This window comes from Pseudomonas sp. MWU349 (assembly GCF_017947325.1).
In the GTDB taxonomy this organism is placed as follows: Bacteria; Pseudomonadota; Gammaproteobacteria; order Pseudomonadales; family Pseudomonadaceae; genus Aquipseudomonas; species Aquipseudomonas protegens.
Genome location: NZ_JAFEVP010000005.1, coordinates 522,199 through 538,052 on the forward strand (window position 1 = coordinate 522,199; position 15,854 = coordinate 538,052).

Consider the following 15,854-nt stretch of genomic DNA (forward strand, 5'->3'; position numbering starts at 1 on the left):
CCCGCGTCAGGACAGGAGATAGCCGTCATGGCCTTGCTACAACTGGAGCGCATCAGCGCACAGTACCCCGGCGCCGCCGAACCGGTGCTGGCGGATATTTCCCTGACCCTGGGGCCACAGCAACTGCTGGTCGCCCTGGGCCCTTCCGGCAGCGGCAAGACCTCGCTGCTGAACCTGATTGCCGGCTTCGTCGACCCCAGCGCCGGGCGCATCAGCCTCGACGGCGTGCCGGTCAAGGGCCCCAGCGCCGAGCGTGGCGTGGTGTTCCAGGACGATGCCCTGCTGCCCTGGCAGGACGTGCTGGGCAACGTCGCCTTCGGCCTGGAACTGGCCGGCGTGGCCCGCGACAAGCGCGAAGCCCGGGCTCGGGAAATGCTTGCCCTGGTGGACCTGGCCGGCTTCGACAAGCGCCGCATCTGGCAGCTCTCCGGTGGCCAGAAGCAGCGCGTGGGCCTGGCCCGCGCCCTGGCGGCCGACCCGCGGGTGCTGCTGATGGACGAACCCTTCGGTGCCCTGGATGCCTTTACCCGTGAGCAGATGCAGGAGCTATTGCTGCAAGTCTGGCGGCGCACCGCCAAGCCGGTGTTCCTGATTACCCACGACATCGAAGAAGCGGTATTCCTGGCCACCGACCTGATTCTCCTGGCGCCCAACCCGGGGCAGATCGTCGAGCGCCTGAACCTGGACTTCGGCCAGCGCTACGCCGCCGGCGAATCGGCGCGGGCGATCAAGTCCGACCCGCGGTTCATCGAAACCCGCGAACACGTGCTGGCCCGGGTGTTCTCCCAGCGCAGCGCCACCCCGCAACAGGAGCGCCCATGAGCAGCTACGAGATTCCCGCCACCGCCACCGGCGATACCAACCCCAAAGCACCACACATCGCGCGCCGCAGCCTGAGCACCCGCTGGATCAGTGTGCTGACTCTGATCACCCTGCTGGCCCTGTGGTGGGCCGTCACCGCCAGTGGCCTGATCGAACCACTGTTCCTGCCGCCACCTGCCGCCGTGCTGCAAAAAGGCTGGTTGCTGGCCACCAGCGGCTACATGGATTCCACCCTCTGGCAGCACCTGGCGGCGAGCCTGCAACGCATCGGCCTGGCCCTGGGCTGTGCCGTGCTGACGGCGATTCCGGTGGGCATCGCCATTGGCGCCAACCGCATCGCCCGTGGTGTGCTCGACCCTTTGATCGAGTTCTACCGGCCGATTCCGCCCCTGGCCTACCTGCCGCTGATCGTCATCTGGTGCGGCATTGGCGAGCTGTCCAAGGTGCTGCTGATCTACCTGGCCATCTTCGCCCCGATTGCCATCGCCACCGCCACCGGCGTGCGCACCGTGGACCCGGCGAAGCTGCGGGCCGCCCAGTCCCTGGGGGCTACCCGGGCCCAGCTGATTCGCCATGTGATCCTGCCCAGCGCCCTGCCGGACATCCTCACCGGCGTGCGCATCGGCCTGGGCGTAGGCTGGTCGACCCTGGTGGCGGCGGAGCTGATTGCCGCCACCAGCGGCCTGGGTTTCATGGTGCAGTCCGCCGCGCAATTTCTGGTCACCGATGTGGTGGTGCTGGGGATCCTGGTGATTGCCCTGATCGCCTTTGCCATGGAGATGGGCCTGCGCGCCCTGCAGCGCAAGCTGGTGCCCTGGCATGGCCAGAGCCACTGACCTGTTTGCGTCGCCTGCCCCGCGCGCGGTTCACCTGTAGCCGCTGCCGAGCCCCAGCGAGGCTGCGACCGAGCGCGCAGCGCTCGCAGCGATCGACCCGGACGACCGCGCTGCAAGGATTTGCGTCTGCTGCGCAGACGTTCGCAGCCTCGCCAAGGCTCGGCAGCGGCTACAAGAGCCGTGCATGACAGCGATTTCAAGATTGACGCAGATAAACCGAATCCGACCACGCCGACGTCCGGCGCCGTACAAGAGAACGACCATGAGCCTGACCATCACTCCTCTAAGCTTCGCCCTCGGCGCCCAGATCACTGGCATCGATATCAGCCAGCCCTTGAGCATCGAACATCGTGACGCCATCGAGCAGGCGCTGCTCAAGCACCAGGTGCTGTTCTTTCGCAACCAGCCGGTCACCCCGCAGCAGCAGGCGCGTTTCGCCGCCTGCTTCGGCGACCTGCACATCCACCCGATCTACCCCAATGTGCCGGAACAGCCAGAGATCCTGATCCTCGACACCGCCGAAACCGACGTGCGCGACAACGCCATCTGGCACACCGACGTAACCTTCCTGCCGACCCCGGCCCTGGGCGCGGTGCTCAGCGCCAAGCTGTTGCCGGAGTTCGGCGGCGATACCCTGTGGGCCAGCGGCATCGCCGCCTACGAGGCGCTGTCAGAGCCCATGAAGAATCTGCTGCAGGGCCTGACCGCGACCCACGACTTCACCAAGTCCTTCCCTCTGGAGCGCTTCGGCAACACCCCCGAGGACCTGGCGCGCTGGGAAGAAACCCGGCGCAAGAACCCGCCGCTGTCGCACCCGGTGATCCGCACGCACCCGGTGAGCGGGCGCAAGTCGCTGTTCGTCAACGACGGCTTCACCACCCGGATCAACGAGCTGTCGGAAAGCGAAAGCGCAGCCATCCTGCAACTGCTGTTCGCCCACGCCACCCGCCCGGAATTCACCATTCGCTGGCGCTGGCAGGAGAACGACATTGCCTTCTGGGACAACCGCGTGACCCAGCACTATGCGGTGGACGACTACCGTCCACAGCGCCGGGTGATGCAGCGCGCGACCATTCTTGGGGATGTGCCGTTCTTGCGCTGAAACGCGGGGATGCAGCAAACCCCGGCCGCGCTGCATGAGCGGGGCCGGGGCCACTGGCTATTTGACGCCGGCGGGGGCTTTCTTCTTGCGATTGCCGATATGGATCGCCTGGCCATTCACGGCCAGCGCGGCTTCATGCAGGGCTTCGGACAGGGTCGGATGGGAGAACACCATCATCCCCAGGTCCTCGGCACTGGTGCCGAACTCCATGCCGATGGCCCCTTCCTGAACCAGCTCCGCCGCGCCCGGCCCGATCACATGCACGCCCAGCACGCGGTCGGTGCCTGCATCGGCAATCACCTTGACCAGCCCGGCGGTGTCGTTGGCCGCCATGGCCCGGCTGCTGGCAGCGAACGGGAAGGTACCGATGTTCAACTCGACGCCCTCGGCCTTGAGGGCCTGCTCGGTCTGGCCGACCCAGGCGATTTCCGGGTGGGTGTAGATTACCGAGGGGATCAGGTCGTAGTTCAACGGGTGCCGATGCCCGGCAATCCCCTCGGCCACCATCACCCCCTCTTCAGAAGCCTTGTGCGCCAGCATCGGGCCGCGTACCACGTCGCCAATGGCGAACACCCCGGGGACGCTGGTGCAGCACTGGCCATCGACGTGGATAAAACCGCGTTCGTCCAGGTGCACGCCGCTGTCGGCGGCCAGCAGATCGGTGGTCAGGGGGCGGCGACCGACGGCGACGATCAGCCGGTCGAACACCTGCTGCTTGTCCTCGCCGGCCTCACTGAGGCTGACCTTGACGCTGTCGCCCTGCACTTCGCAGGCCGTCACCCGGGCGCCCAGGCGGATATCCAGGCCCTGCTTGCCGAGGATCTTCTGCGCCTCCTTGGCGATCTGCGCATCCACCGCCGGGAGGAAGCTGTCAAGGGCTTCCAGCACTGTGACTTCAGCCCCCAGGCGTGCCCAGACCGACCCCAGTTCCAGGCCGATGACGCCAGCACCGATCACCCCGAGGCGCTTGGGCACCTGGGTGAATTCCAGGGCGCCGGTGGAGTCCACTATCACCTCGCCGGCCAGGGGCGCCGCGGGAATGTCGATCGGCCGCGAGCCGGGAGCCAGGATGATATTGCCGGCGCTGATGCGTTGCGTGCTGCCATCGGCGGCGGTGACTTCCACTTCCTTGTTGGCCAGCAGCTTGCCGTGACCTTCCAGCAGGGCCACGCCATTGGCCTTGAACAGCGAGGCAATGCCGCCGTTGAAATTGCGCACCACGTTGTCCTTGCGCGCCAGCATGGCTGGCACATCCATCTGCGGATTGCTGATGCCGATGCCGTGCACTTCGAATCCGTTGCGCGCTTCGTAGTAGTGGTGGGAACTGTCCAGCAGTGCCTTGGAGGGAATGCAGCCAACGTTCAGGCACGTCCCGCCCAGGGCGGTCTTGCCATCCTTGCCCTTGTAGCGCTCGATGCAGACTGTCTTGAGCCCCAGTTGCGCAGCCCGGATGGCGGCGACATAGCCGCCGGGACCCGCACCAATAACGATCACATCGTAACTTTCACTCATAGGTTGCCGTCCTTTGCACAGACAAACTCGACCACGGCCTCCATGGTCGCGCTGTCCTTGAGAATTTTCAGATGGCCCAACCCGCGAGTCTGCAAGACCCGCCGGTGTCGCAAGCCTTCGGCGAAGGATTGCAGGTCATCTGCCGGGACTTCCTGATCCTGCTGGTCATGCACCAGCAGCACCGGGACCTCCACCTGGCGCCCATAACGGCTGACCGCCAGGCTGGCCATGTCCTTCTGATAGCGTTGCTCAACCAGAAGTTGCATGCGTTGCCTGACGTCATCGTTGATCCACAAAAATGCGGCAAAGCGCCGGACCACGTTTTCGATATCGGCCGGCGCGGCCACCAGGACCGCCCGCTGGAAACCCTTGCCGACCGGAGTGCTCAAGGCATACCCAGCGGCAGCGCCGCCCAGGGAGTGACCAATCACGGTGTCGAAGGGCCCCAGTTGCTTTTGCACCTGGTCGAGCATGCTGACGAAGGTCGGCAGCGAGGCCTGCCGACCGCCGCTGCCACCATGGCCGATGCAGTCGAAGGAGAGGACCTCGCAGCCCTCCTCCAGCAACAGCGGGATCAGGTATTGCCACTGGGTGCTGGCGCCACTCCAACCGTGCACCAGTACCACCCGGCGCCGGACCTGCGGTGGAGTCCAGCGAAAGCAGCGCAGGCGCCCCTGGTCGGTTTCCAGGTCCTGCACCGTGGCGCTGGGCAAGGTCTGCGGAAAATGCTGGCGCAGCCGTTGTGGCGTCGTGAACATCTTCAGCGCCCGTGCTGCAGCGCGCTGGGGAAAAAGCCGCGACTCGATCCAGAAGCTGCAGCGAAGCAGCCCCAGAATCGCGTTGTAAATGCCCTTGAAGAGCATCTTCCTGAAGCTGTTGCGCCGGCCCCTGGCAGGTGCCGGCCTTGGCTCTTGGGTCGCCATCTTCCTTCCTCATCGACTACAGAATTCAAGCGCTGGGCTACAGCTTCACCATGTTGAAGTCCAGCTTGCTCACGCCGCATTCCGGGCAGGTCCAATCCTCGGCAATGTCGTCCCAGGCGGTGCCCGGAGGCACCCCCGAATCCGGATCGCCAAGGCGTTGATCGTAGATCCAGCCACAGATCAGGCACATCCACAGGCCGGACTCGGCCACAGCGTTTTCAGCGTAGGTGCTCATGGGTGGTCAACCATCATCAAAGGGTTATGCGTTGTTCTCATGCGCTGGCCTGGGCCACTTCGGCCACCTTGACGTTCTCCACGAGGAACTGCGCCACCTGCTCCAGTACCGCGGCATCGGAGAGGATCCGCACATGCCCGAGCCCGGACACCGGCTCCAGCTTGGCCCATGGCATCAGCGTGGTGATCTGCTGCGCTTCGCAGAACGGCACGATCGGGTCGTTGAGGTCATGCAGCACCAGGGTTGGCAGTTGCAGGGCGTTGCCCAGCGCCGGGATATCCCAGTGCTCCACCGGCACGCCGTTGCGCTTCCACAGTTCCCGGTGCATGGCCTGGACCACCGCCGGCTTGAGCTTCAGGTAGCCGTTGGCCCAGCGCTGGATCACCACCGGCAGGTTGGCCGGCGAGCCCAGCAGGCACAGGGCCTTGATCCGATGAGTCTCGGCCAGTTCGGCCAGGGCTCCGGTGGCAGCGATCCCGCCCAGGGAATGGGCAACGATACCCACCACGTCGCCGAGGGCGACAATCGCCGCTTTCACCGCGTCCTTGAACTCGGTCATGGTGCTCAGCGAGCCCGGCGAGATGCCGTGGGCCGGCGCATCGAAGGTCGCGACCTTGAAGCCCTGGCGCTGCAGAACCCGGGTGAAGGAATACAGGCTGCGGCTGTCCGCACCCCAGCCATGAACCAGCAGGATGGTCTGGTTGCCCGTGCCCCACTGATAGCCATGGGGAACGCCGGGGATACCCTTGATATGGAAACGCTGGGCGCCCAGGGGGCTCATTTCCTTGTCCGGTTGCTTGATGTATTCCCGGGTGTAGCCGAACAGGTCGGTGGCCTTGGCCCCGGCGGTCTCCAGCGACACCGATCCCAGCACGCCCATGTAGCTGCGCAGCATCTGCTGCTTCATGGTCAACGGGCCGGTGGCCGCCCTGGCTCCGGGGGTGCTCGGGTCACCGGCCGCCTGGGCCGGCTGGTCGAAGGACTCATAGAAGCCGTTCACCGGGTCGTACAGGTGGCAGCTACGCGCCACGTGCCATACGTCCTGCACGGTCATGGGCTTTTCCCGGACCATGCCGGGGAAGGCCGTCTTCAAGGCGGCCTGGGCTTCGGGCAGGTTGTAGTGGGGAATGATCGGCGCCACATGGTGCGCGGTGTGCACCGAAATGTAGTGGGTCAGGAACAGCAGCCACTTGGGGTACATGTAGTCGGTGGTCAGCAGCAGGCGGCTGCTGTTGAAGCTCCAGTGTTCCTTGGTGAGGAACGGGGTCTCGTCGCTGATGTGGTGCATCATGGTGGTCAGGCTGAACCAGGCATGGGTCGCCAGCCACGGGGCGATGAAGTACAGGAACAGACCGGTGAAGCCGGTGAAGTAGACTAGGGTCGGCAGGTAGATCAGTGCAGCCACCACCATGAACAGGATCGAGCGACGCACTTCGTTGCGCGCTTCGAGCTTGTGGAACATCGACGGACGGAAGCCCGAGTGACGCTGGTAGTTGACCGTGCCCAGCCAGAACAGCCAGGTGCGGGTGCTGCTGTAGACCAGCTTGTCCCACCAGGGCATGGCGTCATATTGCACGCGCAGCACCGGGCGCCAGTCGACGTCCATTTCCAGGTTGTTGGTGTTGGCGTGGTGCATGTTGTGCATGTGGCGCCAGCCGTGGAACGGGTACAGCAACGGCAGCAGCGCGATGTGCCCGAGGATGTGGTTGAAGCTGCGGTTGCGCGAGAACGAGTTGTGCCCGCAATCGTGAGCGACACAGAACAGGCCCCAGCCGCCCAGGCCCGCCACCAGCCACAGCGGCAGGTAGAACATCCAGTGCACGTGGGCGACCGCCACGATGGCACCGATGTAGAGCATGTAGCTGACGACGAAGCTGAGCATCCCGCGCCATACCCGCGGCTGATACAGGTGCTTGGGGATTGCGTCGGTCAGACGCAGCCCCTCGATCTCCTGAGAGCGTCGGAGCAGGTCATTGAATTTATCGTTTTTTTGCGAGGGCATCTGTGCAATGGCCATGGCCAAACTCCTGCGAAGTCAAACTTCGGATGTGGTCAGTTCATTGGCCAGGTATTTGGACAGGTCATCGATGCTGGAGTATTCGAACAGCAGGGCCGGCGACAGGCGCTGCTCCATGAACTTCTCCAGGTCACCGGCCACCTTCACCGCTACCAGCGAATCGAGGCCATAGGACTCGAAGCTGCGGGCGGTATCGACCTGGGAAGGGTCGATCTTCAAGAGCGCGCCCATCTTCTGCACCAGCCAATGCTTGATGCTGTCCTCGTTGAGTTCGACCGCCGCCTGTTTTTTCTCTGAGAAGCTCAGAGTGCTCAGCAAATTGGAGATGAAATTGGACATAGGATCTTCCTTGATGAGTGAGGTGGTTAATACGATCAGCCGATTGGGCGTTTCAGGACGAGGCCTGGCGCTTGCGGACTTTGTCGATCATTGCCTGGGACGGGGAACGCAGGTCTGAGACCAGTCTCAGCTTGCCCATTAACGCCAGTGTCCAGCCCGACAGGTCGGGCTCCCACCAGTGCACGCCATGCCGATACCAGGCAGGGAATGCGTGGTGATTGTTTTGCAGCCCCTCGCCAAAGGTGAGGAAGGCCACGATCCAGTTGTTGGTGCTCTGGTCGTGGGTCACGAACGGGCGAGCGCCGTAGCGGTGGCAGATGGAGCCCACACACCAGGCCGCCTGGTTGGCGACGAAGATCCGCGCCAGGCCGCCGAAGATCAGGCCGCTCCAGGCACCGGACCAGCTCTGGCTGACCAGCCCGCCGATCACCCCTGGCAGGATTACCCCCAGGGCCACCCAGAACAGGTAGGTCTGGTTGTAGAAGAACAGCCGGCGGTCGCGCAGGATGTCCGGGGCGAAGAAGTTCCAGCTCGACATGTCCGGGGCCAGCATCCACGGCATGTGTGCATGCCACAGCCCCTTGGCCCGTTGCCAGCGGCTCTGGCCCATGAGGTTGGGGGAATGCGGGTCACCGTGCTGGTCGCTGTAGGTGTGGTGCCGGCGATGGGTGGTGACCCAGAACAGGATCGGCCCCTGGGCCGCCATGCAACCGGCGATCAGCATCAGGCTGCTCATCAGCCGCGAGGTCTTGAACGCACGATGGGCCAGGTAACGGTGGTAGCCCATGGAAACCCCGAACATCTGCACTGCGTAGAACACCGCGAAGAGGATGAAATCCAGGGCATGGACCTGGCCGGTGAACCAAAGCCGGATGGCCTCGAAGGTCCCGAACAGGGGCACCAGCATGACTGCCAGCGCGATCCGCGCCTTGGTCCTGGCCGCACCCGGGCTCAGCTGAGCAACCCCGCCGACCTCTGGTGTCGCTGTGTTGGTGAGTATCTCGTCCATGAATAGCTTCCTGTGAGGTAAGGACCGGCAATCAGCTTTCTGAAGGTTCTGCAGCCACGGCCGGGCCGGGCCGTTTGACATCCCAGGCCAGGCCGCAGAGGGCGAGCAGTTCGATGAACAGACCGCCTATATCCAACTGCCAGGGTTTCAGGCCGGCATGGGCCAGCGCCGGGAAGGCGTGGTGGTTGTTGTGCCAACCGCCCCCTACCGTCGGAATCGCCAGCCAGAACACGTTGCGGCTGGTGTCCCGGGTCTTGTGGTCGCGGCCGCCCACCCGGTGGGCAAAGGAGTTGATGCACCAGGTGGCGTGGTCCACCAGGAAGATCCGCACGAAGCCGCCCCACAGCAGGCCGCTGAGCGCGCCCTCCCAGCTGCGGGTTATCAGCCCGCATGCCAGGCTGGGCAGCAGCAGGCCGAGGATGATCCACAGGTAGTAGCGCTGGTTGATCTGCATGATCAGTCGATCGCGCAGCAGGTCCGGCACGAACTGGCTCCAGTTCTGCTTGCGCAGGCTGAACAGCCAGCCCAGGTGAGCGTGCCACCAGCCCTGGATATTGCCGATAAAACCCGCCTTGAGCGGGCGCGGCGAATGCGGGTCGCCTTCCTTGTCGGTGAAGGCGTGGTGCTGGCGATGGGTCGCCGCCCAGAACAGGATCGGGCCCTGGGCCGCCATCGAACCGGCGATGCCGAAGAATGCGGTGATCACCGGGCCGGCCTTGAACGCATGGTGGGAAAAGAACCGGTGCATGCCCACTTCCACTCCCAGGGCGGTCAGCAGGTACATGCTGGCCAGCGCGCCGATTTCCAGCCAGCCGATGCCCTGATGCCAGGCCAGCACCAGGGCCACCACAGTGCCCACTGCCGGAGTTGCGACCGTCAGCCAGGCCAATTGCCGCTCGCGCTGGCCGGTGCGGTCGATATGAGGATTCATGGCCGTCATGACAGGGCATCCGTAGCAGTTTTAAGGGTAGGTGCCGCAGCCGCGCGACTGGCGCCATAGCGCGCCAGCGTGTCGTTGAGCAGGGCCTTGCGGGTGGCCTGGCGCTGGACCTTGCCACTGGTGGTCAGTGGAATGCCGCCCATGGGCGCCAGGTGGATGCGCGCCGGGGCCACGCCGAACTGGCTGACCAGCGCACTGGTGATCACCTGGCGCAGCTGTTCCTGCTGGGCTTCATCGAGTTTCTCGCTGCGCTTGACCTCGGCCACGATCGCCAGTTGTTCCTGCTGGCCGTTATCGATGCCCACCGCCACGCAGCCGTTGCTGCGGATGCGCGGGTCGGCGCTTTCCACCGCCAGCTCCAGGTCCTGGGGATACAGGTTGCGCCCGGCAATGATGATCAGGTCCTTGAGGCGCCCGGTGACGAAAAGTTCATCGCGGTGCAGCGCACCAAGATCGCCGGTGCGCATGAAACGTCCATGGATGCCCGGCAGGCTGGCGCGAAACACCTGCTGGCTCAGCGCTTCCTTGCCCCAGTAGCCGGCGCCCACGTTGTCGCCCTGGACCCAGATCTCGCCGATCTGGCCGTCGGCCACCGGTTGCAGGCTGACAGGGTCGACAATCGTCACACGCAGCCCCGGGGCGACCCTGCCGCTACTGACCAGCGGCAGGGCCCGGGCATCCTCGGCATCGACGATGGCCAGGGTGCCACTGGCCAGTTGCTCCCGATCCACCTGGGTAGCGAACGCCGGCTCATCGTGGCGCTTGCCCGAGACCAGTACGGTGGCCTCGGCCAACCCGTAGCAGGGGCCCAGGGCCGCCGGGTTGAAGCCGGCGGCGGCAAAACGTTCGGAGAAGCGCGCCAGGGTGCTCTGGCGCACCGGCTCGGCCCCGCAATAGATAGCCTTGAGCTTGCTCAGGTCGAGTTCTGCCAGTTCCTCGTCGGTGATGTTTTCAACGCACAGATCGAAGGCGAAGTTGGGGGCGATGGTGACGTCGGCGCCGTACCTGGACACCGCATCCAGCCAGCGCAGCGGCCGCTGGACAAAGTGCCCGGGGCTGATGAGCACGGTAGGGAAGGCATCGAAGATCGGCTGCAGTATTGCGCCCATCAGGCCCATGTCGTGATAGGGCGGCAGCCAGCTGCAACCCACGCGATTCCTGGCCGGGCCCATCCACTGGCTGGCACTGCGGCAATTACTGTAGAGGTTGTCGTGGGTCAGCATCACGCCCTTGGGCGCCGAGGTGGAGCCCGAGGTGTATTGCAGCAGGGCCAGTTGGCCGTGGGCGAGCGCCTGCCCGCGCCAGGCTGAATCCGCCTCGGCCAGCTGCTGCGGGTCAACCCACTGGGGCGCGGGCACGTCACCCTGGAGCAGGGCGTTGACCCGCTCCTGGGACCGCATGAAGCGCGAGCTGGTGAGCACCAGTTGCGGATGAGCATCAGCGCAGATCAGTGCCAGCCGCTCCAGCCCCCGGGTCCCCACTGGGGGAAAGGCCGGGATCGCCACGGCACCCGCCAGCAGCAGGCCGAACAGTGAAACGATGTAGTCGATACCGGTCTCGAACAGCATCAGCACCCGCTTTTCACGGGGCTCGAAGATCTGCAGCGCGGCGGCCAATCGTTGACTACGCTTCCACAGTTCGGCGTAGCTGATCGCCTCCTCCTCCCGCTCGCCATCGAGCAGATGGATGAAGGCAATGGCATCAGGTTGCCGCCATGCGCGATAGGCCAGCACTTCGGTAACCGAACTTAAACATTCGATGCCCGGTACTTCGGCCAACGGCAGATCATCAACTGCTACATGCGCTGAGATGGCTGGATTGACATCATTAAGATAATCACGAGGCACGGCGTAGTTCATTCAAAATCCTTTTTAAATGGAGAGCCATATATAGACCTAAAGGTCGTTTATTATTTTCAGCGCTAAGGAACCGAACAAACGCCCCTAAGGAAGGGGAGCTCTTACTAGGCAGTAGACAAAGATGTCATTTTATTGACAGAACAACGCATTCACTTGATGAATGCATATTTTTTTATGTCCCACAGGGAATAGCGTGGGCAAGAAAGTGAAATCTGGATGCGTTGAGAAGTCTGCCACCAGCTTGTATATTTTGCTAATGCACAAATGGACACTTACAGGGAGAAAATGGACATGGATGTGCTCACGCTTATTGCGCTGGAAGGTGCCATGGGATCGAGTGTCGCGATCACCCTGGATGTGCTGCGAACAGCGAACCAGGTCGCCGAAGTCATGGGCCGGCCAACCATCACCTGGAAGATCATCGGCAGCAGCGAATCGGTTCGCATGCGCAACGGCATGCGCCTGGATGCCCAGCCACTGGACAAGGTCCAGGCCATCGAAGGCAGCATGCTGGTGATCCCGGGACTGGGGCTGGAAAACACCCAGGAGCTGGATTTCTTTGGCTGCCGCCGGGAAAAAAGGCAGCCGGGGCTCAGCCTGTCCAGCGAACTGATCACCCGGCTCGGGCATGCCGATATCCGCAAGCTCAGCCAGCTGGTGCATGACCATCACCGCCGCGGGCAGCAGACGGCGGCGTCCTGTTCAGCGGTTTTCGTCCTGGGTGAGGCGGGGGTTCTGGAGGGGCATACGGTCACCACTCACTGGCAACTGTATGAAACTTTCAAAGCGCGTTATCCCGAAGCGATACTCGACACAAAACGCATGCTTATTCATGACGGAAATATGATTACAGCAGGCGCCGGCATGTCGCAAATGGATCTAATGCTCTACATATTGCGTAATAAGATGGGCAATCAGATTGCTGAATTGACCATGCGTTATCTATTGATAGATGGTCGACCGGCGCAATATCACTACATGGCCCTTTCCAACTTGCAAACGGAAAACCGTGAAGTTTTGTTAATGGAAAAGTTCATCGAGGATTGCCTGCCCAACGTCCCGCCACTGAGCAGCATTGCCGAACATTTGCGTATAACCGAGAAGACCTTATCCCGCAGAATTCGTAGCGCCACGGGAAAACCGCCCATGGCCTTCATCCAGAAAGTTCGCCTGCAACATGTGCAAAGCTTATTGGAGACCACCAATATGAGCATTGAAGAAGTTGCCTTCAAAGTGGGCTATGCCGATTCCACCGCTCTACGCCGCCTGATGTGGAAAAACATGGGCTGCACCCCCAGCCAGTTGCGCAAGACCCGCTCCGGGCCGCCGATCATGTAGGCACCGGCTGCTTATCACTTCTCCTCCTCGGCTGCGCCTGGCGCGGCCGGGGGTACCTTGCACAACGGCACCAGCAACAACGCCACCACGAACATCATCGCCATCAGGCGGAACACATCGCCAAAAGCCAGGGTCAGCGCTTCACGCCCCACCAGGCGGCCGAGAATGCCCTGAGCCATCAGGAAAGCGTGGCTGGCATCCGGTGTATCGGCGGCAATCCTCAACGCCAGTTGGCCCATGAGTTCCTGGGCGGCGACCGCCTTGCTCCCCAGCGACTCGGACAGGCGCAGGACCTGAGTCCGGGCATCGTCCTGCAGCCAGGTGTTGACCGTAGCAATACCAATGGCGCCACCCAGGTTGCGCATCAGGTTGAACAACCCGGAGGCCTGGCGCAGTTCAACCCCCTGGAACGAGCTCAAGGCCATGTTCACGCTCGGCACGATGCACAGCATCAGGAACAGCCCACGCGCTACCTGCGGCACCAGCAACTCATCGAACCCCCAGTTGGAGGTGACCCGGGAAGTCAGCCACAGGCTCAGCGCCAGGCCGAGGAAACCCACTGAGATGATCAGGCGCCGATCAACTTTTTCCGAGGCCCGGGCAGCAATAATCGTACTGACCAACTGCCCGATGCCCACGACAAAAACCGTGGTGCCGATTTCCAGGCTATCGAAGCCACGCACCCGGCCAAGAAACACCGGCACCAGGTAGGTCGACGAATAAAGGCCAAAACCGATCACCAGGTTCAACAGGCAGGCAATGGAAAAGGTGCGGTCGCGAAACGGCACCAGGGACACGATCGGGTTGTTCGAATACAACGAGCGCTCGATGAACAAACCAAAGGACACAAGGGACACCCAGGCCGCAATGACGATCCCGGTATCGCTGAACCAGTCCTTGCGCGGCCCCTCCTCCAGCACGTATTCAAAACACCCCAGGGCCAGGGCCATGGCGACGAAATGCAGCCAGTCGATACGCCGCAGCATGGACAGGTCCGGGCGATCCACATCGATCAGCAACGCCGCGCCGATGCAGATCACCAGCCCCGGCAGCACGTTGATGAAGAAGATCCAGCGCCAGTCCAGGTAGAAGGTCACCAGGCCGCCCACCGTGGGGCCCAGGGTCGGCGCCAGCACCGCGGTCATGCCAAGGATTGCCGGGACCATCGCCCGCTGCTTGCCTTCGAACAACACGAACCCCACGGCGAATACCGTGGGCACCATCGCCCCGCCGGCAAAGCCTTGCAGGGCCCGCAGCACGATCATCGACTCGATGTTCCAGGCCATGCCGCAACCCACGCTGAACAGGGTGAAGAACGCCGCGCTGGCAGCGAACAGCCAGCGGGTCGAAATCGCCTGGGCGAGAAACGCCGAGAAGGGAATCATGATCAGTTCGGCAATCAGATAGGCGGTCTGCACCCAGCTCACTTCATCAGGGCCGGCGCTGAGACCGGCCTGCACGTCGTTGAGCGAGGCCGCCACGATCTGGATGTCGATCAGCGCCATGAACATGCCGAACGCCATGATCGTGAAGACCAAAAACTTGCGCTTGGTGGACTGTTGGCCGGGCTGAGCACCCGCTTCGGAGAGGTCAGTTGCGCTTGTCGTCACGGTAGGTACTTCCCTGTAGTATTGCGACCGACATGTGAATATTATGATCGTAATTCAAAACAGCATGGAGCTTCAACATGGAGCAGAGCACCCAGACTCAGAACGCCATCCTGCAAGCCGCCCAAGAGTCCGAGAAGCCGCGCAAGCGTTCCAAGCGCCCACTGATCGCCGGCGCTATCGCCCTGACATTGGTGGCGGTCGGGGTTGGCTGGGTGCTGATGGCGCCGTCGACGCAGGCCACGGATGATGCCTACATCGCCGCCGATGCGACCTCCGTCGCGCCGCGGGTCCATGGCCTGGTGACCGAGGTGCTGGTCAAGGATCACCAGAACGTCACCGCCGGGCAGCCCCTGGTGCGCATCAACAGCGAAGAGTTCGACAGCCGGGTATCCCTGGCCGAAGGCGATCTGGCGGACAACCAGGCCCAGGTCGCCCTGGCCGAGGCCGCGCTGACCATCCAGGACGCCGAGCAGCGCCTGGCCAGTGCCCGCGTGCAGGCGGCGCGCACCTCGATCCGCACCAACCAGGCCGAATCCAAGCGTGCCGGTGCGGAGCGCAATCGCTTCGATACCCTGGTCACCACCGGCGCCGTGGCACGCAATGAGGTGGAGAAATACAGCACCCAGGCCATCTCCGCCGAACAAGGCCTGGCCTATGCCCAGGCCATGTTGCAAGTGGCGGAGAACGACCTTGCGGTCACCACCGCGCAACGGGAACGCCTGCAGGCGCAATTGCAGATGGCCAAGGCCAAGGTGGTAACCGCCAAGGCGCGGCTGGAACTGGCCCAGCAGGACCTGCGCCACACCACCATCTATGCACCGATGGACGGCACCGTCGGCAATCGGCAGATCCAGGTCGGCGATTACGTGCAACCGGGTTCGCGCCTGCTGACCCTGGTACCGCTGCATGACCTCTATGTACTGGCCAACTTCAAGGAGACCCAGACCCAGCACATGTACCCGGGGCAATCGACGCAGATCAAGATCGATGCCCTGCCGGGCGTCAGCATCACCGGCACCGTGGAAAGCCTGGCACCGGGTTCAGGCTCGACCTTTGCCCTGCTGCCCTTCGAACCGGGCACCGGCAACTTCACCAAGATCGTCCAGCGGGTGCCGGTGCGCATTCGCTTCGACGCCAACCAACCCGGCCTCGAACGCCTGCGGCCAGGCCTGTCGGTGACCGCCAAGGTCGACCTCGATGATCCCCAGGACCGCACCGTGGCCGGCAATCCGTCTTCCTTGAAAGTCAGCAGCACGACCAGGTAACGACGCCTGCCGCCCCGCTCCAGGCGGCAAAGCCAACAGCCCCCGGC

The 15,854-nt window shown here is 63.5% G+C and carries 14 protein-coding genes; 5 read left to right on the plus strand and 9 right to left on the minus strand.

The window, feature by feature from the left end; all coding sequences use genetic code 11:
* Positions 1–27: 27 nt before the first annotated feature.
* The 3 genes from tauB to tauD all read left to right on the plus strand — a co-directional run bounded on the left by tauB (position 28) and on the right by tauD (position 2,760).
* Positions 28–822 (plus strand): taurine ABC transporter ATP-binding subunit, encoded by a 795-nt coding sequence (tauB, locus tag KCG88_RS22420; RefSeq protein WP_047283479.1) that lies wholly within the window; start codon positions 28–30, stop codon positions 820–822.
* On the plus strand, positions 819–1,658 hold the full coding sequence (gene tauC, locus KCG88_RS22425; protein ID WP_047283478.1) for a taurine ABC transporter permease TauC: 840 nt from the start codon (positions 819–821) through the stop codon (positions 1,656–1,658). Before tauB ends, tauC begins: the two co-directional genes overlap by 4 nt.
* A 262-nt stretch (positions 1,659–1,920) precedes the next feature.
* Positions 1,921–2,760: a taurine dioxygenase gene (gene tauD, locus KCG88_RS22430; RefSeq protein ID WP_210713111.1), complete on the plus strand. Its 840-nt coding sequence runs from the start codon at positions 1,921–1,923 to the stop codon at positions 2,758–2,760.
* A 57-nt stretch (positions 2,761–2,817) separates the two neighbouring features.
* On the opposite strand, the gene lpdA is transcribed toward tauD, so the two are convergent.
* From lpdA to KCG88_RS22470, 8 genes are read right to left on the minus strand one after another with little or no spacing between them, the layout of a single operon-like run.
* A complete protein-coding gene (gene lpdA, locus KCG88_RS22435) occupies positions 2,818–4,272 on the minus strand; it encodes a dihydrolipoyl dehydrogenase (protein WP_123431243.1) in 1,455 nt (484 codons plus the stop codon).
* On the minus strand, positions 4,269–5,195 hold the full coding sequence (locus tag KCG88_RS22440) for an alpha/beta fold hydrolase (protein ID WP_199521921.1): 927 nt from the start codon (positions 5,193–5,195) through the stop codon (positions 4,269–4,271). Before KCG88_RS22440 ends, lpdA begins: the two co-directional genes overlap by 4 nt.
* Positions 5,196–5,232: 37 nt before the next feature.
* Positions 5,233–5,430, minus strand: a complete 198-nt coding sequence (locus KCG88_RS22445; RefSeq protein WP_011058646.1) for a rubredoxin — start codon at positions 5,428–5,430, stop codon at positions 5,233–5,235.
* 37 nt (positions 5,431–5,467) lie between these two features.
* Positions 5,468–7,447, minus strand: coding sequence for an alpha/beta fold hydrolase (locus KCG88_RS22450; RefSeq protein ID WP_210713112.1), 1,980 nt, complete (start codon positions 7,445–7,447; stop codon positions 5,468–5,470).
* An 18-nt stretch (positions 7,448–7,465) separates the two neighbouring features.
* Positions 7,466–7,786, minus strand: a complete 321-nt coding sequence (locus KCG88_RS22455; protein WP_011058644.1) for an acyl carrier protein — start codon at positions 7,784–7,786, stop codon at positions 7,466–7,468.
* Between the two features lie 52 nt (positions 7,787–7,838).
* A complete protein-coding gene (locus KCG88_RS22460) occupies positions 7,839–8,795 on the minus strand; it encodes an acyl-CoA desaturase (RefSeq protein WP_047283473.1) in 957 nt (318 codons plus the stop codon).
* Positions 8,796–8,826: 31 nt separating this feature from the next.
* Positions 8,827–9,735 carry an acyl-CoA desaturase gene (locus KCG88_RS22465; RefSeq protein ID WP_047283472.1) on the minus strand — a complete coding sequence of 303 codons (909 nt, stop codon included), beginning with the start codon at positions 9,733–9,735 and terminating at the stop codon, positions 8,827–8,829.
* Complete coding sequence (locus KCG88_RS22470; protein WP_246882781.1) at positions 9,732–11,513, minus strand: fatty acyl-AMP ligase; 1,782 nt, start codon at positions 11,511–11,513, stop codon at positions 9,732–9,734. Before KCG88_RS22470 ends, KCG88_RS22465 begins: the two co-directional genes overlap by 4 nt.
* Before the next feature lie 372 nt (positions 11,514–11,885).
* Between KCG88_RS22470 and KCG88_RS22475 the strand changes: the two genes are divergently transcribed.
* The gene (locus tag KCG88_RS22475) at positions 11,886–12,932 is read left to right on the plus strand and encodes a helix-turn-helix domain-containing protein (protein WP_241774683.1); all 1,047 of its coding nucleotides are present in this window, start codon (positions 11,886–11,888) and stop codon (positions 12,930–12,932) included.
* 14 nt (positions 12,933–12,946) lie between these two features.
* On the opposite strand, the gene KCG88_RS22480 is transcribed toward KCG88_RS22475, so the two are convergent.
* Positions 12,947–14,542 (minus strand): DHA2 family efflux MFS transporter permease subunit, encoded by a 1,596-nt coding sequence (locus KCG88_RS22480; protein WP_047283469.1) that lies wholly within the window; start codon positions 14,540–14,542, stop codon positions 12,947–12,949.
* A 77-nt stretch (positions 14,543–14,619) separates the two neighbouring features.
* Between KCG88_RS22480 and KCG88_RS22485 the strand changes: the two genes are divergently transcribed.
* The gene (locus KCG88_RS22485) at positions 14,620–15,807 is read left to right on the plus strand and encodes an HlyD family secretion protein (RefSeq protein WP_047283468.1); all 1,188 of its coding nucleotides are present in this window, start codon (positions 14,620–14,622) and stop codon (positions 15,805–15,807) included.
* Positions 15,808–15,854 lie beyond the last annotated feature (47 nt).